Annotated in this window: 12 protein-coding genes; 3 read left to right on the top strand and 9 right to left on the bottom strand. The window is 59.9% G+C overall.

The genetic code is table 11. The annotated features are described in order from the left end of the window. Positions 1-246, top strand: a 246-nt coding sequence (locus tag H663_RS39645; RefSeq protein WP_165803964.1) for a sulfite exporter TauE/SafE family protein, incomplete at its 5' end; no start/stop codon positions are given. 329 nt (positions 247-575) lie between these two features. Here the strand turns inward: H663_RS39645 and H663_RS39640 are convergent. The 4 genes from H663_RS39640 to H663_RS39625 are packed head-to-tail and all read right to left on the bottom strand — an operon-like array spanning position 576 to position 5,253. Continuing rightward, a complete protein-coding gene (locus H663_RS39640; protein ID WP_053173705.1) occupies positions 576-2,108 on the bottom strand; it encodes a GDSL-type esterase/lipase family protein in 1,533 nt (510 codons plus the stop codon). Then, a complete protein-coding gene (locus H663_RS39635; RefSeq protein ID WP_053173703.1) occupies positions 2,105-3,103 on the bottom strand; it encodes an SGNH/GDSL hydrolase family protein in 999 nt (332 codons plus the stop codon). Before H663_RS39635 ends, H663_RS39640 begins: the two co-directional genes overlap by 4 nt. Position 3,104: 1 nt before the next feature. Next, positions 3,105-4,514 (bottom strand): MBOAT family O-acyltransferase, encoded by a 1,410-nt coding sequence (locus H663_RS39630; RefSeq protein WP_053173700.1) that lies wholly within the window; start codon positions 4,512-4,514, stop codon positions 3,105-3,107. 10 nt (positions 4,515-4,524) lie between these two features. Next, positions 4,525-5,253: a lytic transglycosylase domain-containing protein gene (locus H663_RS39625; protein ID WP_053173697.1), complete on the bottom strand. Its 729-nt coding sequence runs from the start codon at positions 5,251-5,253 to the stop codon at positions 4,525-4,527. A gap of 61 nt (positions 5,254-5,314) precedes the next feature. Between H663_RS39625 and mnmA the strand changes: the two genes are divergently transcribed. Further along, positions 5,315-6,475, top strand: coding sequence for a tRNA 2-thiouridine(34) synthase MnmA (gene mnmA, locus H663_RS39620; protein ID WP_053173695.1), 1,161 nt, complete (start codon positions 5,315-5,317; stop codon positions 6,473-6,475). Between the two features lie 237 nt (positions 6,476-6,712). Here mnmA and tcuB read toward each other — a convergent pair whose 3' ends face one another. The 5 genes from tcuB to H663_RS39595 form a co-directional block, all read right to left on the bottom strand. Further along, entirely contained in the window at positions 6,713-7,879 is a 1,167-nt protein-coding gene (gene tcuB, locus H663_RS39615; protein WP_053173693.1) for a tricarballylate utilization 4Fe-4S protein TcuB, read from the bottom strand. Then, positions 7,866-9,308 (bottom strand): FAD-dependent tricarballylate dehydrogenase TcuA, encoded by a 1,443-nt coding sequence (tcuA, locus tag H663_RS39610; RefSeq protein ID WP_053173691.1) that lies wholly within the window; start codon positions 9,306-9,308, stop codon positions 7,866-7,868. Before tcuA ends, tcuB begins: the two co-directional genes overlap by 14 nt. A gap of 23 nt (positions 9,309-9,331) precedes the next feature. Then, entirely contained in the window at positions 9,332-10,324 is a 993-nt protein-coding gene (locus tag H663_RS39605; protein WP_053173689.1) for a Bug family tripartite tricarboxylate transporter substrate binding protein, read from the bottom strand. Positions 10,325-10,377: 53 nt separating this feature from the next. Beyond that, the gene (locus tag H663_RS39600) at positions 10,378-11,133 is read right to left on the bottom strand and encodes an SDR family NAD(P)-dependent oxidoreductase (protein WP_053173686.1); all 756 of its coding nucleotides are present in this window, start codon (positions 11,131-11,133) and stop codon (positions 10,378-10,380) included. A gap of 356 nt (positions 11,134-11,489) precedes the next feature. Beyond that, positions 11,490-12,482 carry an SLAC1 family transporter gene (locus H663_RS39595; protein ID WP_053176686.1) on the bottom strand — a complete coding sequence of 331 codons (993 nt, stop codon included), beginning with the start codon at positions 12,480-12,482 and terminating at the stop codon, positions 11,490-11,492. An 898-nt stretch (positions 12,483-13,380) separates the two neighbouring features. Here H663_RS39595 and H663_RS39590 point away from each other — a divergent pair. Beyond that, the coding region (locus tag H663_RS39590; protein WP_116695938.1) for a YDG domain-containing protein at positions 13,381-26,008 on the top strand (12,628 nt) is incomplete at its 3' end.

Here is a 26,008-nt window from a genome sequence, read left to right as displayed (position 1 = left end):
CTGAACACGGTCAACGCGCTCAAAAACCTCAACTCCTTTGTGCTGTCGCTGCTGTCGGTGGCTGCCTTTGCGGTGGCGGGGGCCATTGTTTGGCCGCAAGCGGTGTGGATGATGGCGCTGGCCACCCTTGGCGGCTGGGCAGGTGCGCGCCTGGCCAAACGCCTGCCGGTGCAATGGGTCAGATGGCTGGTGATCGGCACCGGCCTGGTGATGAGCGCGGTGTTTTTCAGCCGCCTGCCCGCTTGATTCGGCGCCAGACTGTTGATCCGCCACGCTGAAGTTTGAAATGTGTGATAGGTGTCATCTCGTAGGTCGGCACTAACAGAGTCCGACATGATGGGTTTTGGCACAGGCCCCTGTCGGGGTCTTCGACCGCCGACCTACAACATCTTTGAGCATTGAAAACTTCACAGGGCCGAATCAACAGTTGGGCCATCGCTTTCAAGCAAACGCCACAAAAACATCCCTTGGGCGTTGTTGTTGGCGGCTTGAGCCCGACTTGCAACCCTTGTCCCGTGCCAGCTGGCGATCAAGCCTTCTCACAACACTGAGCCACAAACTCAAGTTGCGAACAGTCAGTCGGCCGAGGATGGTGCGGGAGAATGGGCAAACACGGCGGGGTTCCAACCCATATCTTGTGCAAAGCTTTGGGCCAGGCGCTGGTAGCCTGGCACCGTGAAGTGAATCAGGTCGCGGGCCATGAGCGCGGGTGTCTGTTTGGCCCAGCGGTAAGCGCCCCCGGCACCGCCCATGGCGTCGAGCATGCTCCAGTAACGGCAACCGTGCGCTGACGCCACCTGCTGCTGAATCCGGCCAATTTGAGCGTGAACCCGCGTGAAACGCAACAAATCTGCCCCCCCGGCCAGCGTTGCTGAAGCCTTAGCCCCTTTTGCAGGTGTGCTGGCCTGCGCTTTTCCATGGGCGCTGTGTGCACTGGCCGCAGGCACCCGCTTTTGCGAACGCCGCACCAACACGCCCCGGTCGCCCGGTGCCACCAGCACACAAGCGGCCCGAGGAAACTGGCTGCGCCATGCAGCCACCGACGTTTGCAACATCTGGGCATAGGCCGACGCATCAAAGGGCTGCACATTGCCCTCGTTGGTCCCAAACTCCAGCACCACCACGTCATAGGCAGCAGAACCCCACCAGGCGCTCAGGTCATCAGGACGGGCCTGCCGCCAGCCCGCCACGGTGGCACCGGGGTAGCCAAACACATCGAGCTGCAGGCGCGTTTGGGCAGGCAGCGGCCACTCCAGGCCTTGCCACCTGAAAGCCCCCTGCACCAAGCGCACATGCACGGTGGACAAGGGGGCATCGCCCACCAGCTCCAGCACGGCCGGGCCTTCGGCAACTTGCAAGTCGATGCGCTGTTCCGGTCCGTCGTCCACCCGAATGGCCACACTCAAGGGGGCACTGGTTTGCTGATAAAAAAAGCGCACAGACCGCTTGTCAGGCTCGCCCTGCGGGTTTCTCAAGTCCCAGGCCAGCCAGGCGTCTGCTTGCTGGCTGAACAAATTGACCAAGCCCGGCCCGCTAGCAGCTCCGGCGCTGGCCACATGCGCAGGCTCATATTGCCAATGGGGGCTCACACAGCTTTTGCGCAAGGGCAAGCGAACACCCGGACGGTTCATGTTGGCAGGCACGAAGCGGCTGCTGACCTGATCAGCAGGCAATTGCGACAAGCGCACCAGTTCGCTGGTGAAAAACCCGGCCGCCAGATGGCTGTCACCCCAGATGCCCACACGCAAGGCGTCTGCAGGCTGGTCCGGACGCCAAAGACGCGCAGTTGAACGGGTGGCACCCGGAAGACCGACAGGCACATCTGCGTTCAGGCGGAAATCCCGCACCTGGCTTTGCACCGCCTCGTCATCGGGCACTTCGGGCGGATCGGCATCAACCGGCTTGTCTACACGGGGCTTTGGACGTGCGGGGGTGCATTGCAGGTCGGGCGCATGGGCCGAGGTCTGCACACGCAGGCTGGTCAGCGCCGCACGCGACTGAACAGGCGGCATGGACTGTGCCTGTGCCACGGTCATTGCCCAACCCGCCACCAGTAGCCACAGACACAGCAAGACCGCACCACGCCTCAAAAGTGACAGGCGCTTCATGGCTGAATGGCCTGTTCGATGTGATCGAGCAAAGCTTTTTTGATGCGGTTCAAACCAGCAGGCGTCATGTGGATACCGTCTTCGGCACGCAGGTTGAGCGCATGCCCGGCCTCGTCAATGATGAATTTCTGGAAAGGCTCGGAGAGCTTGCCGATCAAGGGCTCAGTGGCCAGATAGTCCATGCCCCAGGTCTTGGCCCGCGCCTGGAAAATCCGGTTTTGCAGCGCAGCACCTTCACGGATGCGCCCTTCGCGCATAGAGGGCAAACCCAGCCAGATCACACGCACTTGCCGCTGCGCAGCCGCCGACAAGATTTCGTCAACCCGCAAGGCGTAGTTGAACGCCCAGCCAGGGGATGGAAAGCCATGACGCTGCCCATCGACCAGCATGTCGGCCGGGTCATTAGGGCCCAGAAACACCACCACAAGGCTCAGGTTGCGGGCTTCGATTTCCTCCTGGATGCGGCCAGGCCAGTCGAAGTATTTGCGCACCGTCAGGCCCGTGCTCTGGCGGCTCAGATCCAGCATGTCCCAATCGGGGTGCTGCGCGGACAAGGCCCGAATCACCAAAGGTGCCACGCCCTGCATCATCGAGTCGCCCGCAAACAGGATGCGCTGCGGCCCGGGCAAGAGTTTCTGTTGCTGCAAACCGGGCACAAACTCGCCAGCAGCCAGCGGCTCTGGCAGCGACGCCAACACAGGGGGCTGTGGTGACTGGTCGACCGCTACAGCGTGTGCAGGCTCGGACCAGCCGCTGGGCGTGGGCCAAGCCAGGCGAAACACGGTCTTGGGCGCGCCCTGGCGCACCTGCGCATCGAGCCAGCGGGAAGGCGCAAACAACATATCTGCCACGGCCTCGGGCAAGGCCGACTCCAGACTCAGGTGGTAACGCCCGCCCAGATAGCGCTCCAGGGATGTCAACCAACAAACACTCACCACAAGGCCCATCAGGGGCAGCATCCAGCTCAATTGGCGCTCAGACAAACGATCAGACATGTCAAAACCGGTAATAAATAAAGCCTGGCACCCCTTCAGGGCCCCAATACAAGACGGCAAACAACACGGCCGACAAGACCAGACACGCGGCCCAGCGGCCCATGCGCTGCAGCAAGCCGGTACACCAAGCTTCCAGCGCCTGCGCCCAAGCGCTCAGGCCCAGCACAGCGCCCGTCAGCAAGATCAAAGGCAGCCAAGGCGCAGGCTGACCTGACCGGGCCAGCACAGCCTGCTGAGGCGGGATCAGCAAGCCCTGCAACATCTGCCCGGCATGCGCCAGCGAGTCGGCCCTGAAAAATACCCAGGCCAGGGTGACAAATGAGAAGGTCACGACCTGCGCCGCAAGGCGTGGCCAGGGCTTCATGCCCAGGCGGCTGGCCAGATTGAGCGCCACCACGCCCAAGCCATGCATCAGGCCCCAGACCACAAACGTCCAATTGGCACCATGCCACAGGCCACTGATGAACATGCCCGCCAGCACGTTCCACTGGGTACGAGCCCAGCCCCGACGGTTGCCACCCAAAGGGATGTAGATGTAGTCGCGGATGAAACTCGACAAGGACACATGCCAGCGCGTCCAGAAATCGGACAAGTTGCGCGCCAGATAAGGCTGACGGAAGTTGACCGGCAAGGTGTAGCCCAACAGCAAGGCCAAGCCGGTCACGATCGAGGTGTAGCCCGCAAAGTCCAGAAAGATCTGCAAGCTGTAGCCCAGCATGGCGGCCAGCAGCGAGGCACTGGTGTGCTGCTCGGGAAACCTGTATGCCGGGTCCACCACTTGCGCCGCCAGCCACGAAGCCAGCACCACCTTTTGCACCAAACCCAAAGCGATCAGGTACAGCGCACGCCAACCCTGTATCGGGCGCCCCACCTGCGCGGCATCCACCTGGGCAAAGAAATGTTCAGCCCGCAAGATCGGCCCGGCAAACAAGGTGGGCCAAAAACTCAAAAACAGCAAAACGTCGGCCAAGGAGCGGGCAGGCAAGGACTGACGCCCTACCGACACCAGATAAGTGATGGCCTGGAAGGTGAAAAAAGACACGCCCACCGGTGCCACCACATCCAGCACCGGCAGCAAGGACTGAAAGCCCGTCCCCTCCAAAAGCGCCTGAAAAGACTCACGCACAAATTCGTAATATTTGAGCGCCACCAAAAAACTGACTGCCAACCACAGGCCCAAGACCAAGGGCCTGTGGCTCGGGCGGGCCAACTGCATCCAGCGGCCCAAGGCCCAGACCACCGTGCTGTAGGCCAGCAGGACCACCGCAAAAAATGGCACCCAGCTCGCGTACAAGGCATAGGCCGACACGATCAACAAGCCGCGCTGCCAGCGCCATTGATCAGCCAAAGCCCAGTAAACAGGGAAAAACAACAGACAGACCAGCGCAAACTCTGGTGAGACAAAACTCATGGGAATCCACTCACTGAAAAGGCACGTTCACGCCAGCCGCCACCTGATCCATACGGGCTTGCTCGGCCAACACCTTGGCCACATAACCGCCGTCTTCAACCACGGCATCGCCCCCCAGGTAAAACCTCAGCCCATCTTCCAGCGAACCGCCCTTGAGCTTGATGACATCCACCAACACCGCCACCCCCACACGCATATTGGTGATGGGGTCAAAAGCGGCCAGCTTGCCACCATAAGCTTCGTAGCGTTTGGCGTGGATACCGGTCATCACCTGCATCAAGCCCTGCGCCCCGGCCTGGCTTTGCACAAAAGGGTGAAAGTTCGACTCAATGGCCATGACGGCCAAAATCAGGTGCGGCTCCAGTTTGGATTTCTTGGACAGGGCATAGGCTTCCGCCACCAAGGCGGCCAGGGGCTCCGGGGCCACCTTGTATTTGCGGGCCAACCACTGCGCCACAGCAGCCTGTTTGGGCGGTAAATCTTGGATATTCACGGCAGTGGCCCGCTCGGCCGTGTTTTCAGGCAACCAGGACACCAACACCTGCCGGTCACGCAACCAATTGAACAACTCCACCTCGGCCACTTGAAGCCAATGCGGCTGAGCCCACAGGGCCATCACGCTCGCCGCCACGGTCAAGCCCACCATGGCCAAACCACTGTGGGTCACAAGGAACAGGCCATGCGTGATGTCACTCAGGAATGTTCGGAAATAGGGGCACCAAGAGCAGTGTTTAAGCATGAATTTTCAAGAATCGTGCATTGTAAATTGTCACAATCGGCACTCACAGGATAATCGGACCATGTCTCATCTACCTCGCGTGGTCGTCGGCTTGTCCGGCGGCGTCGATTCTGCTGTCACCGCTCACCTCCTTAAGCAACAAGGCTATGAGGTGATTGGCATCTTCATGAAAAACTGGGAAGACGACGATGACAGTGAATACTGCTCGTCCAACATTGACTTTGTGGATGCCGCTGCCGTGGCAGATGTGCTGGGCATCGAGATCGAGCATGTCAATTTTGCGGCCGATTACAAAGACCGCGTTTTTTCCGAGTTTGTGCGCGAATACCAAGCTGGGCGTACGCCCAACCCGGACATTCTGTGCAATGCCGAGATCAAGTTCAAGTCGTTCCTCGACCACGCCATGCGCTTGGGGGCCGAGAAAATCGCCACAGGCCACTATGCCCGGGTGCGCCTCAATGAAGCCACAGGCCGCCACGAGCTGCTCAAAGGTCTGGACCCGTCCAAAGACCAAAGTTACTTTTTGCACCGCCTGAACCAGGCGCAGCTGTCCAAAACCTTGTTTCCGGTCGGAGAGTTGCACAAAACCGAGGTGCGCCGCATTGCCGAAGAGATTGGACTGCCCAACGCCAGAAAAAAAGACTCCACCGGCATCTGCTTCATTGGCGAGCGGCCATTCCGCGAATTTTTGAACCGCTACATCTCCAAAGAACCCGGCCCGATCAAGGACCCTTCGGGCCGCACCATTGGCAAACATGTGGGTCTGAGCTTTTACACCCTGGGCCAACGCCAGGGCCTGGGCATTGGCGGCATCAAGGCCAAAGGCGCGCAAAAAGGTGTGGGCGAACACACCCCCTGGTTTGTGGCCCGCAAAGACATCCCCAACAACACCTTGTGGGTGGTGCAAGGCCACGAGCACCCTTGGCTGCTGTCGCCCCAGCTACAAGCCACCGATGTGAGTTGGTGCGCGGGCATGGCCCCTGCACCGGGCGCTTATGCCGCCAAAACGCGCTACCGACAAACCGATGCGCCCTGCAGCCTGCAAGCGCTCAACATGGCCGATGGGTCTGCGGGCTTTGAGCTGACGTTCAGCGATCCCCAATGGGCCGTCACCCCTGGCCAAAGTGCCGTGCTGTACGACGGCGAAGTGTGTTTGGGTGGCGGCGTGATCCAGTCGGCCAGCGCCTGCCCCCAAAGACCAACTGTTGATTCGGCCCTGTGAAGTTTTCAAGGCTCAAAGCTGTTGTAGGCCGGCGGTCAAAGACCCCGACAGGGGCCTGCGACGAAACCCATCCTGTCGGACTCTGCGAGTGCCGACCTGCGCGATGACATGTCTCAAAGGTGTTGTAGGTCGGCGGTCGAAGACCCCGACTTGGGCCTGTGCCGAAACCCATCATGTCGGACTCTGCAAGATGACATTTCTCACCCATTTCAAACTTCAACGTGCCGAATCAATCATTCACTCCCCGCCCAGACCCAGCCGATTGGGCTGGCGCTTTTCAATGGCAAAGCGCAGCAAGGCCGCCGTGCGGAACACACCGTGCGCGAACTTGCCATAGGGCAAGGTCAAGAACAACGCCATCACCGAGCCCAGATGCACCGCCAGCATCAAAGGCATGGCCGCTGTTGGGCCCAGCAGCCACAAGAGCAAACCCGTCACGCTGACCAGGAACAACAAGGCGATGAAACCCCGATCCATCGGCTTTTGCGCCGCATCACCGTGGTCCGGGTGGCGGCGCAGGTTCAAGCGCCACAAACCGGCCGTGCCCACCGCCAGGCTCACCCCGCCAATGACACCGAGCAACTTGGGCAATGTGGTCAGGTCATACGGTGCGGGCCAACCCAGCACATAGTGGTAGAGCGTGGCCACGCTGGTGGCGGCAAAGCACAGCATGAAACCGTAAAACGTCAGGTGGTGAAAACGCCTGCGCTCGTGCGTCCAGGCATCGTCCTCGTTGTGGCAGCCCTCGCCATGGCCGCCATCCAGGTACTTCAGGCGCAAAGCCGCATGCGCGGCCTCGGCAGCGGCGGGTGGTGACAAATTGGCCCCACTGGTGGCGTGCGTCACATCGCGCCAAAAGCGCCGCACGCCCAGGGTCAGCGCCAGCACCGCAAACACAAAGATGGGGGCGAACAAGCTCACCATCAGGTTGTGCGGAAACACCGCGTAAAAACCACCCGCCACCGGGCTTGACCACAGCGTACCTTGGCGCAGCATGGCCAGCGCCAAAAACAGCGCCAATCCCAACGCCAAAGCCACACACAAGGTCATGCCGTTGCGTTGGTACAAGCTGCCCAAAGCAGGTGGCCAAGCGTAATCGGCATAGGTCTGGCCACGCACCTGGGCCATGGCCTTGGGCACATTGATGGCGAAGTCGTGCGGCGGGGCGTATTGGCAGGCGTGCAAACACGCGCCGCAGTTGTGGCACAAGTTGGCCATGTAATGGATGTCAGCCTTGCCAAACTCCAATCGCCGTGTCATGGCCGGGAACACCGCGCAAAAGCCCTCGCAGTAGCGGCAGCCGTTGCAAATCTGCATTTGCCGGGCCACTTCGGTCTCGGACGCGCTCAACTCACCGCGTGCCAGCGCACGGGCATCGCGCGTCAGGGCTTCAAGCGTTTGCATGAGCAGCTCCTTGCTTTTGAGCTTTGACGGCTTTCGCCGCCTGCTCGCCCGCAATGCGGCCAAAGGCCGTGCCAATCGTCATGCCTACCCCGGCGGTGTAGCCCTTGCCCAGTACGTTGCCCGCCATCATCTCGCCCGCCACAAACAAATTGGGGCTGGGCTGGTCATTGAATCGCACAGCGGTCGTGTCATCGGTTTTGAGGCCCAGATAAGTGAAGGTCACGCCAGGCCGCACGGCGTAGGCGTAATAGGGCGCAGTGTCCAGCGGCCTGGCCCAGTGGGTTTTGGCCGGACTCACGCCCTCGGTGTGGCAATCGTCGAGCGCCGTGTGGTCAAAAGTGCGTTCGCGGCATGCGGCGTTGAAGTCATTCAGCGTTTGCATGAAGGTCGCTTCATCTAGGCCCAGCTTACGGGCCAGCTCTTGCAGGCTGTCGGCCTTGGTGCCTTCAAACACGGGCGGCATGAAACGGCCAATGGCTTTGGCGTCGATGATGGAATACGCTACCTGTCCAGGTTGCTGCGCCACCAAGCGGCCCCAGATCGCGTAACGCTTGGGCCAGAAGTCTTCCCCCTCGTCGTAAAAACGCCGCGCCTCGCGGTTGACCACCACACCCAAAGACACGCAATCGATGCGGGTGCAAATGCCGCCGTCGTACAGCGGTGCACGGGCATCGATCGCCACCATGTGCGCCTGCGTCGGGTCGCCAATGCGGTCAGCGCCTTGCTCCAGCATGTGCTTGAGCAACACACCTTGGTTGAAGCGCGTGCCGCGAATCAAAAACTGATCAGCCGGGTACTCACCGCGCTCGTTTTGTCCCCAAGCTTCTCGCAGCCACTCGCGGTTGGATTCGAAGCCTCCAGCAGCCAACACGCAGGTGCGGGCCTCGATGCGCTCACGCCGCACACTGCCATCGGCCTGCTTGTGCATGACCGATGCGGCCACGAAACGGCCTTCGTCCAATTCGACGCTGTCCACCTCGGCGTTGTAGTGAATCTGCACACCCAGCTTTTCGGCGCTGCGGTAATAGGCATTGACCAGCGCCTTGCCCCCACCCATGAAAAACGCGTTGGTGCGAGCCGTGTGCAAAGCGCCCGACAAGGACGGTTGAAAACGCACACCGTGCTTGACCATCCAGGGCCGGCAAGTGGCCGAATGGCGAATGGCCAAACGGGCCAAGTGTTCGTCGGTCAAACCGCCTGTGACCTTGAGCAAATCTTGCCAAAACTCCTCCTCCGGGTAGGCATCGACCAGCACGTCTTGGGGCGCATCGTGCATGCAGCGCAAATTGCGCGTGTGGCCCGAATTGCCGCCGCGCCACTCGCGCGGTGCCGACTCCAGCAGCATCACGCTGGCCCCGGCTTCGCGGGCCATCAAGGCCGCACACAGGGCCGCGTTGCCGCCGCCGATCACTAACACATCCAAGCCCATGCCCGCTCCAAAAACGTGAAAGGTCAATCAGGCTTGATGCCTGCGCGTTTGACGATGTCGCTCCAGATGCGCTGCTCGTTCTTGATGAACGCCGCATATTCGCTGGAAGGTCCACCCCCGCCCACCGCGTTATCGGTGGCAAAGCGTTCGGTCACCGCGCTCGACTTAAGAGCTTTGAGCGACTCTTCCTGCAAGCGCTTGACGATCTCGGGCGGTGTGCCTGCGGGCACATGGATACCGTACCACTGCGAAGTTTCAAACTCTTTGAAGCCCAGCTCAGCCACGGTGGGCACATCGGGCATGGCGGCAATGCGCTGCTGTGTTCCCACAGCAATGGCGCGCAATTTGCCGCTGCGGATGTGCGCCCCCAGGGCGGGCATGCCTGCAGACGAGGCCTGTGTGCGTCCCGCCAGCAAGTCGGTCAACTGTGGACCGGTGCCACGGTAAGGGATGTGGGTGATGTACATGCCTGTGACCAGCTTGAGGTATTCCATGGCCAGATGGCCCGCGCTGGCGTTGCCCGCAGAGCCGTAATTGAGCTGCCCCGGGTTGGCTTTGGCATAGGCCACAAACTCCTTGAAGTTTTTAGCCGGGACGTCCGGGTGGATGACGAACACATTAGGCACCTTGGCCAGTAAAGTGACCGGCACAAAATCCTTGTTCACATCGTAGGGCTGGCTTTTGAGCATGTAAGGGTTCACCGCCAGGGTGCCCACATGCGTGAGGATGAGGGTATGCCCATCGGGCGCGGCTTTGGCCACGTCTTGCATGGCGGTCACTCCGGCACCACCGGGTTTGTTTTCCACGTAAACGCTTTGCCCCAACTGCTTGGTCAGCTCTGCCGCCACCGAACGGGCCACAATCTCGCTGGTCCCTCCCGGCGCAAACGGCACCACGAAACGGATGGCCTTGCTGGGCCAAGGGGCGCTTTGCGCCTGGGCCAAAGCAGGCCAGGCGCAAAGTGCAAGGGCAGACAAGCCAGCGCTGAGCGCCCAGCGACGCGGATGGTTGTTCATGAATGTCTCCTTTATTTTGGAAAGTGTTTGAATATGCCAGACACACCAGGACGTCAGAACTGGTACTTGCGCAGCCCGCCATCAACCGGAATGACTGCGCCGGTGATGTAGCTGGCCAAGGGAGAGGCCAAGAAGGTGACCAAGTTGGCCATATCTTCGGGTTCACCGTAACGGCCCACGGGGATCTCGTTGTCGCACTGCCACTGGCGGTATTCCGGTGTGTAGTTGCGAAAAATTTGCTCAGAATGGATGCGCCCGGGGGGCACGCAGTTGACCGTGACCCCATGCTTGCCCACCATGCGCGACAAACCTTTGGCCCAGCTGTGCATACCGGCCTTGGCGCAAAACGCACCATTGGTGTGCTCGGGCTCGCTCTTGCCTGTGATGTTGATGATTCGGCCCCAGTTGCGCGCAATCATCTGGTCGATCAAAGCATCAGCCACCTGGCGGGGGCGGTGAAAGTTCAAGGTGATGGCCTCTTGCCAAGCCTCTTCGCTCACATGCAGCTCTTTGAAGCTGCGCGAGCCTCCGGCGTTGTTCACCAAAATATCGACGCTGCCCAAACCGGCCAAAGCGGCATCCGCGAGGCGCTTGGCTGCGTCTTCGGCGTACAGGTCGGACTCGATGATCACGGGGGCATGGCCACCTGCCGCCACGATCTCAGCAGCCAACTCCTGCAACTTGTCCACGCGCCGAGCCGACACCGCCACGCGCACGCCTTCTGCAGCCAAGGCTTTGGCAATGCCACGGCCAATGCCCACACTGGCTCCCGTGACCAGGGCGGTTTTGTTGTTAAGTTGCAAGTCCATGGCGCGGCTCCTTTTTGTGCGTAAAAAAATCCACTTTACCCAGATTCTGGACACGGGGTCATCACTTGTTGTGAGTGCACTCCCAAGGGGGCTTGTTTGTTGCAGGAGCCCCCCCAGAGGCGATGGGGCATGGCCTGCGAGCGTCCATCGCGGCGAGGGTGCTGCTCCTACAAAGTGAGTGACTTTTCAACCATGCTGGGCCTGCTGATCAGGCAGAGGGGCCGATATCTGCGCCCAGCAAAGCACTGCTGCGGCTGCGGCAGGCATGACCGCTGAACAGCCATTTGTCGGGGTCTTCGACCACCGACCTACCAACACCATCCCGCAGGTCGGGGCTCGCAGAGTCCGACGAGGACCTATGGCGCAGCAGGCGTCACTTCGGCTTGAAGCAGGCGGCCTTGCCACAGGCCTTGCAGGGTCCACCACAGCAGCAAGGCGATCACCAGGCTCACCAAGCCCAGCCACACCAGGGCCAAAGCTTGCAGCCACGGCACATCGGGCACCAGGTGCAGCGTCAAGGCGGCAAAGCCTGACAGTGGGAATGACATGCCCCAAAACGCAAGGCCAAAGGGCTGGGACAGAATGCGGCGCAACACCGTCAAGGACAGCAGTGTGAAAAACAGGGCCACGCCCCAGGCCATGTGCACCAGCAGCAAAGGTGCCCCCAACACACTGCCCGACAAGCCCACCAGTGCAGGCGGGGCGATGGTGATGAAGGTGGTGGCCAACAAACGTTCGGGCCACAGGCCAAGCATGCCGATGCGCACCAGCACCAAGGTCAGCGCCACCGGCCACAGCAGCACGGCCACGCCAAACTGCGCAGCAGACCAGGCCGGGTGCCCCAAGGCCACACCGGCTAAGGGCGGCAACACATTGCCCACCACCGGAATGAACAGGGCCGGTGTCATGCCCGGCCAAAAGGCCGCGGGCACCCGGCCGGCATGCAGCCAGCGCTGCACGACCCAGACGGTGGCCAAGAGCAACGAAGCTGAACCCAACAGCCACAAGCCATGGGCCAGTGCACTGGGGCCAAAGAGGGTGACCATCACCGTGGCCACCAGCACAAAAGAGGTGGGCACGGCCGCCACAAACACATGGCGCACCGGATGCGCGATTTCTTCGCGCACAGCCGCCGCATGGCGCAGCACACGCCAGAGCGTGGCCAGCAGCAAGGCCCCAAAAACCACCCCCGCCAGCACGCCGATGCCCAGCGACACCCGCCACGCCAAATCACCCAGCAAGGGCTGCGCACGGTGCCAGGCCAGGGACAAGCCACTTAAGCCCAGCACCATGGAAAACCATCCCAAAGCCAGATGTTGCACAGATGAGGACGGGGTGGGCTGGCGCATGTGAAAGTGGCGGGGGTTGGGGAAGACCATTTCAGGATCTGGCCCTGACTGTCGATGAACTTGATTGTGACCGGAATGCCCTGCCCCACGCTCTGCGTAACGGTGCAAGGCGTCTCGAATGTTTCCAGCACCCGCAAGCGCTTGTCGCCCTTGCGCCCCTTTTTGCTGGTGACCACGAAGTGGATCGGCTCGGGCACCTGTTTGAACTTGCGCAGCGCAAACAGCAGGGAGTGCGACAGGCAGTTGCCTGCCGCCGCACTGTGCAGTCCCGCGTCTGACAGACCCTGGCCTTTTCACAGCGGCACAGATTCGTCCACAGAGAAACGGCGTGCAGGACGCCATGCCCCTCATGTCGTCATTGCGAGGAGCTTGCGAAGCGGCAATCCAGAAAGAGTGGTCGTGCAAGCACTGGATCACCACGCTTCGCTCGGGTTGACGGGGTGAAGACTTGCTGCGTAGCAGCTGCCTCAGTCAGTCGCAGCAAGACGTTCTGGGACAACGTGGTCACACAAAAAATCACCCGCTCTCTACCACCCGGAGTCCGCTCGGAAACAGCTTGGAAGTGGCCGTTGCCAGTTTTTAGCTTTGTCAATAATAAGTTAGATTTTTTTGCATTTTAATTAACAACTAATAAATTAGTAATAATAGTATTTTTTAGGGATAATACTAATGTTTTTGTTAATACTATTTAGAGAATATGAGTACTGCTCGCGAATTCAATAAAAAGAATTAAATGTGATTTAGTCATTAACGAAATAAATCACAAAATCAATTTATTTTTTTGATAAAAATGCAATTTTCTGCTCCTTTAAAATCAGCAAAAGAAACAAAATTTTGTAATTTTTATTAATTTCATACTTTTTGCGAGCAACAAAACAACTTCATCAGGTATTTCCACATGAACGCCAATTGCTACAAAACAGTCTTCTCCAAACGCCTGGGTGCCCTTGTGGCCGTTGGCGAGCATGCAGCCAGCCAAGGCAAGGCCACTGGCAGCTTCGCCGGGGCGGGGTTTACCTATGACATTTCAAATGGCATCAGCTACTACCTCGCACCCTTGATCCTGAGCTTTGCGCTGGTCTCCATGGTGTGGGCAGCTCCCGCCAACACCGCATTGCCTACTGGTGGTCAAGTGGCCCAGGGCGCAGCGGCAATCAGCCAAAGCGGCGCCAACATGGCCATCCAACAAAGCACGGCCCGCGCCGTGGTCAACTGGCAAAGTTTCGATATTGGCAAAGACGCCAAAGTCAACATCGTGCAACCCAACGCACAGGCTGTGCTGCTCAACCGCGTCACAGGTGCCGCCCCCAGCCAAATCTTTGGTCAAATGACCGCCAATGGCCAAGTGGTCCTGGTCAACCCCAACGGCGTGACCTTTGGCAAAGACGGCTCTGTCAGCGCCGCAGGCCTGACGGCCAGCACACTCAACACCACCGACGCCGACTTCATGGCCGGGCGCAACCGCTTCACCCGAGACGGTGCCACCGGCCAGGTGCTCAACCAGGGCACCCTCACTTCAGCACCGGGCGGCTATGTGGCCCTGCTGGGCGCGAGTGTCAGCAACGAAGGCAAGATCGTGGCCCCGCAAGGCCATGTTGCTTTGGGTGCGGCAGAAACCATCACCATGCCCCTGTATGGCAGCAGTCGCATCAAGTTGGAGCTGACCCCCTCTGCCGTCAATGCCGCTGTGGCCAACCAAAAAGGCGGCACCATCGTCACCGAAGGCGGTCAGGTCTACATGCAAGCTGCGGCCGTGGGCAGCGCCATGGCCAGCGTGATGCAGTCGGGCAGCATTGATACAACGGGTGCCCAAGGCGGCGCGGTGCATTTGTTGGCCGACGGCGGTCGCATCAAGGTGGACGGCAGCATCACCGCCAACAGCACCGCGGCGGGCAACAAAGGCGGGGACATCCTCATTGGGCGAGATGCCGATACGGGTGTACTGGCCAAAAGCACCGATGTGAGTGGTGCCAACCTGGAAAGCAAGCGAGGATTTGTCGAGACCTCGGGTGATTACCTGAAAGCCGACGCCATCAGCGTGAAAGCCGATGAATGGCTGCTGGACCCCACCAACATCACCATTGCCGCCAGTGGTGCCAGTGGCACCGCCTATGCCAACACCTACACAGCCGCAGCAGACTCGGTGATCTTGGCTTCTGACATCAATAACAGCCTGAACCAGGGCACTTCGGTGACCATTGCCACCAGCGTGACGGGGGCAAGCGCAGGCCATATTGCCATCAATGAAAGCATTGCCAAAACAGCTGGTGGCGCAAGTTCACTCACCCTGCGGGCCCATGGCGACATCACCTTGGCGACAGGCAAAACCATTACCTCAACGGCTGGCAATCTCAACGTCACGCTGAACAGCGATTTTGATGGCAATGGCAGTGGCGCCATTGTGATGAACACGGGCTCGGGCATCACCAGCTTGGGTGGCAACATCGCTCTGGGGGGGGGCACCGCAGGCAATGGCTCAGGCTTTGCTATGGGCAACAGCACCAACCCAGCAGGCATCAGTCTGGTCGGCGCCACATTGAAGGCAGGCGGTGGCAACATCACCATGAATGGCAAGGGCTACACCAGCAGTACCGTCGCAGCCAAAGGGATCGTGCTGACTTCGAGCAGTGCAGTGTCCACCACAGGTGGAGGCAATATCACCCTGAACGGGCAAGGCGGCACCAGTGTCCTGAGCGTCGGGGTGAGCGTTGAGTCGGCCTCAGTCATCACGGGGTCAAGCACGGGCTCAGTGTCCTTGACGGGCACAGGCGGAACAAGCGGTCTCTACAACTTCGGCGTCTGGATCAATGGCAGCGGCAGCAAGGTCACCACCACAGGCGGCTCCTTGACGGTCACGGGCACGGGTGGGGGCAGTGCAAACAGCAGCAGCCAATCGGGCGTCATGATCCAGAATGCAGGCAGTCTGGGGGCCACTGGCGCTGGCACGGTTACCGTCACAGGCACAGGCGGCAACACGACAGGCAGCGGCAACAACGGGGTCGAAATCAACTATGGCTCCATCACTTCGGAGACAGGCGCCATCAACGTCACCGGCGTCAACGTCTCTACCGCATCCCCGGGCTATGGCATCACTTTGGGCGCTGGCACCACGAGCGGAAAAATCATCAGCTCGGGCAATGCCGCCATCAGGCTGACCACCGACAGTTTCAACAGCACAAACAGCAGCGACTCGGTCAACGCAGGCACTGGCACCGTCACCATCCAGCAACGCACGGGCAGCACCACACTCAACGTGGGCGGTACCGGCACCGATACCTTAAGCGGCACGCTTCAACTGGATGTATCGGCTGCAGAATTGGGCAAGATCACCGCAAGCAAAACCGTGGTTGGCCTCCTTGCTGGCTCGGGCACCGTCACCGTGAACGCGCTGAACATGGGCACCATGGGCAACACCGGGGGCGATCTGTCGGTGCTCAGCGGCAGCCACATTGCCGTCAACGGCTCGGTCACCAAAACGGCGGGCACGGATGCCACCTTGAGCTTGCTGGCCAACGGCGACATCGCCGTGGCCTCCAACACCAACATCACGGGCAGTTCGGGCAAGCTCAATGTGCTGTTCAACTCTGACAGCAATGGCAACAGCGCGGGCGGTATTGTTTTCAATACCGGCTCGGGTGTGACCAGCAATGGCGGTGACATCACCCTGGGTGGTGGCACAGCGGGCACAGGGGCGGGCTCTGCTTTTGGCAGCAGCACCGCAGCACCCACTACAGCCGCTGCAACCACCTCCTCAGCCGGCATCACCTTGAATGGTGCAGCCATTTCGGCGGGTGGTGGCCATATCAAAATGACTGGCACGAGCAATGCCAGCAATGGTTCAGGCATCAACGCCACCAGCAGTTCGAGCATCGTGACATCAGGTTCTGGTGCCATTACTTTGTCGGGCACCAGCAGAGCCAGCGGTTCCACGAGTTCCTTAAACGGCGTAGGGCTGCTGTCGACTACGGTGACAGGGGGCAGTGGTGGCGTGACCATTGTGGGCAACGCCAGTGCGGCCACAACCTCCGGGACTTATACCTATGGTGTGATGGTTAAAAACGGGACCGTATCAACACTGAATGGCGGCAATATCAACATCACGGGCTCAGGTGGAGGGGGTTTGGCAACTACCAATTATGGTTTTTCACTGGATGGCTCTGGTGCGGTGTCTGCCAGCGGCGCAGGCCATATATCGATCACAGGTGTAGCAGGTACCAATGCGGCAGCTGGCATCAATATCAATGAGGGGACTGGAGGGGTTAAATCGACCACCGGCAACATCACATTCACTGCAGACAGTGTCAATATTGCTGGAGCTATTAACTCTGGTGCTGCCACCACCACCATTCAGAACTATACAGCGGGCACATTGATCAATGTGGGCGGCGCAGATGTGGTGACGGTTAGCCCAAAAACTCTGGGCGTCACCAACGCCGAGATGAATCTCGTCACCGCTGGCACCCTCAAAATTGGCAGCACCACAACGGGTGCCATGACCACCAGTGCGGCAGTGACCACGGCTGCGACCACGGGCAATGTGTACCTGCAGTCGGGCAGCAGCTTGACCACGTCCAGGGCGATCAACAGTGGTGCCAGTCTTTTGTTGCAAACGACGGGCGGGGTCATCACGACGAACGCAGCGCTGTCGGGCACCAATGTGTCTGTGGACAACACGACCGGCACCATCAACTGGGCCACCGGCGCCCTCACAGCGGGTGCCAACTCAGGCAGCAGCAACAATGCCGTCAACATGGCCAGCAGCATCACCGCGACGGGCAATGTCAACATTCTGGGCAATGTGGCAACCACGAACACCGGTGTCAATTTGACCAGCGCGGGCTCGATCACCAGTTCGGGCACGGCAGCTACGATCAACATCAAATCGAATTACTCGATTGTCAATGCTGCGGCCATCAAAGCCACTGGCGCGACCGGCACTGGCTCAAACATCAACCTGACGGCCACCGGCGGTGGCATCACTGGCGCAGGTGCCATAGGTGATACCACCCACAAAAACGCCAATGTCACCATGACCACGGGCACGGCGAGCACTTTCAGCGGGGCCGTCAACGCCGCCAACTTCACCAAAGAGGGCGTGGGTGCGTTGACGCTTGATTCATGGGCGCAAGCAACACCTGCGACCACCAATGTCTCTAACGCCTACAACGTCAACGCAGGCAGTTTGTACGTCAGTACAGGCAATAGCTACTACACACTTAACCCTACTTACGTCAACATCAACAACGCCACCACCTTTGGGCAGTCCGGTGTTGGCAACAGCACTTGGGCTGGCACCAACTTTGTGTTTGACAGCGCAGGTGGCGGCACCGTTGCGTGGGGCGCAGGCACCAACCCCATCATGAACGTGGGCACCGCCCCTCTCACTTTCAAAACCAATGGCGGCGCGACCAACAACATCACGGGTTATTTCAATATGGGGCAGGGCTCCGGTGTGACGTTTGATGTGGCACCTGCATCTACCGCGACCAACCCGGGCCTGCTGCTGAGCAGTGCCAGCAACGGTAACGGGTTTGCCAATGCGACAAACGCCAACCTGGTGGTCACCAAAACTGGCACGGGTTTGCTGCGTGCGACCAATACTTTTTCTGCGCCCACGCTCAATGTGAACCAAGGCACCTGGGAGTTCGGTGACGGCACCACCGCCCGCGGGGTCACCGCCTTGAGCACAGGGTGGACGACCATGAACATTGGCATTGCCAGTGGCGCGACGCTGTCGTACAACACGCCCAGTGGGCAAACCATGGACAGCACTTCCACCAAATACACGGGCGCTGGCACGCTCCTTAAAAAGGGTGCGGGCACCGTGCGCTGGAATACCACTGCGGGCACCTTTGCCATGTCAGCCGGTGCCCTCATTGACGTGCAGTCGGGCACTTTTGTGGGTGGCTCTTGGGGCAATGAAGTCTGGGCCGGCAACAAATCGAGTTTGAACGTCGCCTCAGGCGCGATATTCCTAGGGGTTGAATCCAGCGTAGAGGTCGACGCCTTGACCGGCGCAGGCACGATCCAGCTGGGCTTCAACAACACGGGGGGGATGACGGTGGGCGTCAATGGCACGGCTGCAGGCTCGAGCAACAACGCCACTGGGACCGCCTACAACGCAGCAGGCACAGCCACTTTCTCGGGCACCTTCTCAGGTGGTAGTACCAGCGGTGGCTTTTTAACCAAGACAGGCACGGGCACCCAAATCCTGACAGGCAACAACTCGTATGCGGGCGCTACAACAGTCAGCGCAGGCACTCTCAAAGTGGGCAATGGCGGGGCAACTGGCACCTTGGGATCTGGCGCGGTGACGGTGAATTCACCTGCTTTACTGGACATCAACCGCACGGGCGCCTACAGCCTGAGCACCGTGGCATCAAACACAGCGGGCATCACGGGCACTGGCAATGTGTTGCTGACGGGCAATGCCCCCATCACGGTAGACCGCAACATTGCGCTGACGGGCAGCTTATCCACCTTGAATGCCACATCGACCGCAGGTGCGACCACCGATAGCTTCATTTTTGGCAACACCACACTCAGTGCCAACACCCTGAACTTCACGGGCACAGGGTCTGGCAAACTCAATGGGGGCGCAACGGCCACCATTGGCCTGGCCGGAGGAACGGCCAACCTCAATTTCACAAGTTCCAGCATTTACGGTTTTTATGGTTTTGAAGACGCTACGACGCTCAACACCGTGGGCACCGTCAACATCAAGGGAACCTACACCGGGACCAGCAACATTTATGGCGGTGTGGGTCTGGGCGGCACAGTGACCAACACCGGCGGCCAACTCACGGTGCTTGCCGATGCTTCATCCAGTTCAGGACGCGTGGGTTTTGAGAACGGCTATACGGGCAAATATGCGGGGAATCTGAAAGTCTCTGGCAATGTCGCGATCATCGGCACTGCGGGCAGTACTTTCAGTGCTGGCATGCGCGACATAGCAATTGGCGCGATCACGGCCACGGGCAACAGCACACTCAGCCTCACCGGCAACAAATACGGTGTGAATTTTGGCAGCGGGGTGACAGAAACAAGCGGTAAGGTTCTGAACCTCAATGTCACCAACGCTGGCAGTACGGGTATTGTCCATTTGAACGGTGGGGCGCTCAGTATTTCGGGGGCCTTGGCACTCAATTCTGCCAACAACATCTACGTCACCAAAGCCTTGAGAGCTGCCGGCGGCATCAGCGTGAATGCTGCAAACACCTCAGCCATTACGGGGGTGATTTCTGGCGCTGGCAGCCTGACGAAGTCAGGTGCTGGCACCCTGGCATTGACTCAAGACAATACCTACACAGGTGGCACCAACATCAGCGCTGGCACCTTGAATGCAGGCACCAGCGTGAGCTACACAGACGGCTTGAATGCCCCTGTCACGCTCGGCAGCGCAGGCAGCACGGGCAGTGTGGGCACAGGTGCGGTCACCTTGTCCAACAACGCCAACCTGAGCTTTACCCGCTCTGCGGCCACGACCATTGCCAACAGCATCTCGGGTGTCGGCAATGTGTCGGCATCGATCACAGGTGCGGCGAGCACATTGACGGTGTCCGGTCCTGTCAACCTGACAGGCGGCACGGTCAACTTGGCGGCGGACAACAACATCTCGGTCACTGCGCCCATGGCCACAACCAACGCCACCAGCAGCGCTGTCGTGATCAATGCAGGCAAGAGTACGAATGCAGGCACGAGCACGGGTGGCAATCTGTTGTTCAGCGGCAGTGGCGCAGTCAGTGTGGGTGCTGGAGGACGCGCGACCTTGATGTCGGGCTCCGTGGCGGGCAGTACCGGTCTGACCGCTTTGGTGGGCTCGGGCTCGGGTAATTTCCGATACAACAGCGACGAAAGCACCACCAACTACACGACCGCCTTGGGTTCGGGCTTGTATGGCATTTACCGTGAATCACCCAATGTGGCGATTCAGGTCAACAACCAAAGCAGAACCTACGATGCCAGCAGCTACAGCGGCCACAACGGTTACACCGCGACGGGCCTGGTCAATGGCGACACCACGGCGGGCACACTCACGGCGGGTGGAACTTCACAAGGCGCTAAAAATGCAGGCAGCTACACGCTGACTGCGAGTGCATTGAGCGGCTTGGGTTACACCATGGCCAGCAGCACGGCAGGCACTTTGACCATCCACAAAAAAGATGTCACCTTGGTCAGCATCAGCGCAGCCAACAAGACCTACGACGCCACGACCGCAGCCACCATCACAACCGGCAGCATCAACGGCACGGTGGGCACAGAAACCTTGACCGTCAGCGGCATTGGAACATTCAGCGATAAAAATGCCGCCAACAACAAAACGGTGACGGTCGCTGATGTCACCACCCTGAGCAAAATCAATGGCACAGGCGATTGGGCGAACTACAACTTGACGAGCACCGGTGCAAAGACCACAACCGCAAGCATCTCCCGTAAAAACCTCACAGCTCTTGCCACGGCCAACGACAAGGTCTACAACGGCAGCGCCACAGCGACTGTGGTCGGCAGCAGCAGTGAGCTCATCGGCTCAGACAGTGTGGGCTTTGCCTACAGCAGCGCGGTGTTCAGTGATAAAAACGTCAGCCGTGATGGCAGTGGCAACGTGATCAACAAAGCCGTGACGGTCAGCGGCTTGGACCTAACGGGCACAGATGCGGGCAACTATGCTTTGCAAAACACCGCAGCGAGTTCATCGGCCAAAATCACCCCTGCCGCATTGAACGTCAGCGCGACCGCCAACAACAAAACCTACGACGGTAGCCGCTCTGCCACAGCGGCAACCAGTGCCAGCAACGTGATGGCTGGAGATACCGTTGTCGTGAGCAACACCGGTGCATTGTTTGACACCAAGCAAGCCGGTACAGGCAAAACCGTGACGGTAGCGGGCCTTGCGCTCAGCGGCAGTGACTCTGGTAACTACGCCTTGCAAAGCACCACCGCCACCACAACCGCCAACATCGACAAGAAAGCCATCACGCTGACCGGCATCACCGCTGCCAACAAGACCTATGACGGTGGCACTGCGGCCACGGTGTCCACCTCGTCTGCCAGCTTCAACGACAAAGTTGCAGGCGATGACCTGAGCGTGGCCAGCACCGGCTTGTTCATCGACAAAAACGCAGCAACGGACAAGACGGTCAACTTGACCCACACCTTGGGCGGCGCAGACATCGGCAACTACAGCGTCACCGCGCAACCCACGACCACGGCGGACATTGCCCGCAAAAACCTCACGGCTGTTGCCACGGCCAACGACAAGGTTTACGACGGCAGCACCACAGCAACTGCGGTCGGCAGCAGCAGTGACATCATCGGCGCAGACAGCGTGGGCTTTGCCTATAGCGGTGCCGCGTTCAGCGATAAAAACGTCAGCCGCAACGGCAGTGGCAACGTGGTCAACAAAACCGTGACCGTCAGCGGCTTGAGCCTCACAGGCATGGATGCGGGCAACTATGCTTTGCAAAACCCCACAGCGAGTACGGTGGCCCAAATCACCCCCGCCGCTTTGACCGTGACCGCCATCGAAAGCAACAAAACCTACGACGGCAGCTTCAACGCCGTGGGTACGGCCACCGTGGGCAGCTTGGCCACGGCCAATGACAGCGTCAACACTGCCGCAGCACAAACGTATCTCGATCAAAACGCGGGGAACTTCAAAACCGTGCGGGCTTCCGGCTTGACCCTCAAAGATGCCAGCAATGCGGACATGACGGACAACTACACCATCACTTATGTGGACAACACCACGAGCAGCATTGCCAAGGCCAACCTCACTGTGGCGGCCAATTCAGATGCGCGGTTTGTGGTGCAAACAGATGCAGCGGGTTACAACGGCGTCAGCTATTCGGGCTTCGTGGCAGGCGAAACCAGCAGTGTTTTGGGCGGCAGCGTGAGCATCAGCCGCAGCAATGCAGCCACCCAGGCCGCAGGCCACTACAGCGGCGCACTCGTGGCCAGCGGACTGACCGCGGCCAACTACAACATCAGCTACGCCAATGGGGACTACACCATCGTGGCCGCGAACCAATTGTTGGTGCGCACCACCAACACCACGACCACCTATGGCAGCACGCCCACTTACACCACCACCGCGCAATACCTGGACGGCAGCAGCAACCAAATCGCTTCATTGACGCCCACGGTCTCAGGCAACAATTACACCTTCAGCGACGGTGTGGGCGGCTCTATCAGCATGCAACTCAAGCCCTACACGGGCAGCAGCGCAGCGGCTGTCAGCAACTCGGGCAACACCATCGTGGGCAACTACGACATCAAAGACACCAGCCCCACGGTGGTCGGCAGCAACTTTGTGGGCAGCCCGGTTTTTGTGGGCGCACTCACCGTCAACAGCAAGGCCGTCTCCCCCACCGTCACGGGCGTGAGCAAAGTCTATGACGGCAGCACCACGATGAACAACCTGGTGTTGGGCATGGACGGCAAAGTGACAGGCGACAGCTTGTCGATCAGCGGCACAGGGGCTTTTAACCAAAAGAACGTGGGTCAAAATCTCGGCTACACCGTCTCTGGCATCAGCCTGAACGGGGGCGACGCCAGCAACTACTACCTGAGCATGGTGGGCAGTGGCATCGCGGGCACCAACGGCAGCATCACGCCCGCCGCCTTGGTGCTGACGAGCGCCGATGTCAGCAAAGTCTACGACCGAAGCACCAGCGCCAATGGCGTGGCAAAGGCCACCCAAAGCACCCAACTCTTTGGCTCCGACTCGCTCACCGGCGGCACCTTTGCGTTTACCGACAAAAACGCAGGCGGCAACAAAACCGTCAAGACATCGGGTGTGACCATCAACGACGGAAACAACGGTGCCAACTACACCGTCAGCTACGTGGACAACACCACCAGCAGCATCACCGCCAAAAACCTCACCGTCAGTTACAGCGCTGCAAGTAAAACCTATGACGGCAGCCGCACGGCCACAGTCACGGCCAGCTCTGCCGATCTGATCAGCGGGGATACTGTGAGCTTTAACCACAGCAGCGCCTTATTTGACAACAAACAGGCACAAGCAGGCAAAACAGTGACAGTAGCGGGCATTGAGCTCAGCGGCAGTGATGCTGGCAACTACGCGCTGCAAAGTACCACGGCCACCACCACCGCCAACATCGACAAGAAAGTCATCACGCTGACCGGCATCACCGCGGCCAACAAGACCTATGACGGCGGCACGGCAGCCACGGTGTCCACCTCGTCTGCCAGCTTCAACGACAAAGTTGCAAACGATGACCTGAGCGTGGTCAGCACCGGCAGCTTCTCAGACAAGAACGCGGCTGCGGGCAAGACCGTGAACCTGACCAACACCCTGGGAGGTGCGGACTTGGGCAACTACACCATCACCCAACAAACCGCCACCACCGCCAACATCGCCAAGAAAGACGTCACCCTGGGCAGCATCACCGCTGCAGACAAGACCTACGACGGCAACGACACCGCCAGCATCACCGCAGGCTCTATCTCCACCGGCGTGGGCTTGGAGACCCTGGCGGTCAGCGGCTCAGGTACTTTCAGCGACAAGAACGCCGCCACTGGCAAGACCGTCACCGTTGCCGATGTCACCGCCTTGACCAAGACCAACGGCACGGGCGACTGGAGCAACTACAACCTGACCAGCACAGGATCGGCCACCACCACCGCCAACATCGCCAAGAAGGACGTCACCTTGGCCAGCATCACCGCTGCAGGCAAAACCTACGACGGCAACGACACCGCCAGCATCACCGCAGGTTCGATCACCACTGGCGTAGGCTCAGAGACCTTGGCAATCAGCGGATCAGGAACCTTCAGCGACAAGAACGCCGCCACCGGCAAGACCGTCACCGTTGCCGATGTCACCGCATTGACCAAGACCAACGGCACAGGCGACTGGAGCAACTACAACCTGACCAGCACAGGATCAGCCACCACCACCGCTGACATCGCCAAGAAGGACGTCACCTTGGCCAGCATCACCGCTGCAGGCAAAACCTACGACGGCAACGACACCGCCAGCATCACCGCAGGCGCAATCTCTACCGGCGTGGATTCCGAGACCCTGGCGGTCAGCGGTTCAGGTACCTTCAGCGACAAGAACGCGGCCACTGGCAAGACCGTCACCGTTGCCGATGTCACCGCCTTGACCAAGACCAACGGCACGGGCGACTGGAACAACTACAACCTGACCAGCACAGGATCGGCCACCACCACCGCCAACATCGCCAAGAAAGACGTCACCCTGGTCAGCATCACCGCTGCGGGCAAGACCTACGACGGCAACGACACCGCCAGCATCACCTCAGGCGCAATCTCCACCGGCGTGGGTTCAGAGACCCTGGCCGTCAGCGGCTCAGGCACCTTCAGCGACAAGAATGCCGCCACTGGCAAGACCGTCACCGTTGCCGATGTCACCGCCTTGACCAAGACCAACGGCACGGGCGACTGGAGCAACTACAACCTGACCAGCACAGGATCGGCCACCACCACCGCCGACATCGCCAAGAAAGACGTCACCCTGGCCAGCATCACCGCTGCAGGCAAGACCTACGACGGCAACGACACCGCCAGCATCACCGCAGGCGCAATCTCCACCGGCGTGGGTTCCGAGACCCTGGCAGTCAGCGGTTCAGGTACTTTCAGCGACAAGAACGCCGACACTGGCAAGACCGTCACCGTTGCCGATGTCACCGCCTTGACCAAGACCAACGGCACGGGCGACTGGAACAACTACAACCTGACCAGCACAGGATCGGCCACCACCACCGCTGACATCGACAAAAAAACCATCACACTGACTGGCATCACCGCTGCCAACAAGACCTATGACGGCGGCACGGCGGCCACGGTGTCCAGCTCGTCTGCCAGCTTCAACGACAAAGTTGCAGGCGATGACCTGAGCGTGGTCAGCACCGGCTCGTTCAGCGACAAAAACGCAGCAACGAGTAAGACGGTCAGCTTGACCCACACCTTAGGCGGCGCAGACATCGGCAACTACAGCGTCACAGCGCAAGACACCACCACCGCCAACATCGACAAGAAAGCCATCACGCTGACCGGCATCACCGCTGCCAACAAGACCTATGACGGTGGCACTGCGGCCACGGTGTCCACCTCGTCTGCCAGCTTCAACGACAAAGTTGCAGGCGATGACCTGAGCGTGGCCAGCACCGGCTTGTTCATCGACAAAAACGCAGCAACGGACAAGACGGTCAACTTGACCCACACCTTGGGCGGCGCAGACATCGGCAACTACAGCGTCACCGCGCAACCCACGACCACGGCGGACATTGCCCGCAAAAACCTCACGGCTGTTGCCACGGCCAACGACAAGGTTTACGACGGCAGCACCACAGCAACTGCGGTCGGCAGCAGCAGTGACATCATCGGCGCAGACAGCGTGGGCTTTGCCTATAGCGGTGCCGCGTTCAGCGATAAAAACGTCAGCCGCAACGGCAGTGGCAACGTGGTCAACAAAACCGTGACCGTCAGCGGCTTGAGCCTCACAGGCATGGATGCGGGCAACTATGCTTTGCAAAACC

It is taken from the genome of Limnohabitans planktonicus II-D5 (genome assembly GCF_001270065.2).
Lineage (GTDB): Bacteria > Pseudomonadota > Gammaproteobacteria > Burkholderiales > Burkholderiaceae_C > Limnohabitans_A > Limnohabitans_A planktonicus.
Note: the sequence above shows the minus strand (reverse complement) of the source record. Positions and strands in the feature narration are given on the sequence as shown.

Bases quoted from the DNA above. Each gene is read 5' to 3' on its own strand.
- H663_RS39640 (WP_053173705.1), bottom strand. From the start codon at position 2,108: ATGAAGCGCCTGTCACTTTTGAGGCGTGGTGCGGTCTTGCTGTGTCTG.
- H663_RS39635 (WP_053173703.1), bottom strand. From the start codon at position 3,103: ATGTCTGATCGTTTGTCTGAGCGCCAATTGAGCTGGATGCTGCCCCTG.
- H663_RS39630 (WP_053173700.1), bottom strand. From the start codon at position 4,514: ATGAGTTTTGTCTCACCAGAGTTTGCGCTGGTCTGTCTGTTGTTTTTC.
- H663_RS39625 (WP_053173697.1), bottom strand. From the start codon at position 5,253: ATGCTTAAACACTGCTCTTGGTGCCCCTATTTCCGAACATTCCTGAGT.
- mnmA (WP_053173695.1), top strand. From the start codon at position 5,315: ATGTCTCATCTACCTCGCGTGGTCGTCGGCTTGTCCGGCGGCGTCGAT.
- tcuB (WP_053173693.1), bottom strand. From the start codon at position 7,879: ATGCAAACGCTTGAAGCCCTGACGCGCGATGCCCGTGCGCTGGCACGC.
- tcuA (WP_053173691.1), bottom strand. From the start codon at position 9,308: ATGGGCTTGGATGTGTTAGTGATCGGCGGCGGCAACGCGGCCCTGTGT.
- H663_RS39605 (WP_053173689.1), bottom strand. From the start codon at position 10,324: ATGAACAACCATCCGCGTCGCTGGGCGCTCAGCGCTGGCTTGTCTGCC.
- H663_RS39600 (WP_053173686.1), bottom strand. From the start codon at position 11,133: ATGGACTTGCAACTTAACAACAAAACCGCCCTGGTCACGGGAGCCAGT.
- H663_RS39595 (WP_053176686.1), bottom strand. From the start codon at position 12,482: ATGCGCCAGCCCACCCCGTCCTCATCTGTGCAACATCTGGCTTTGGGA.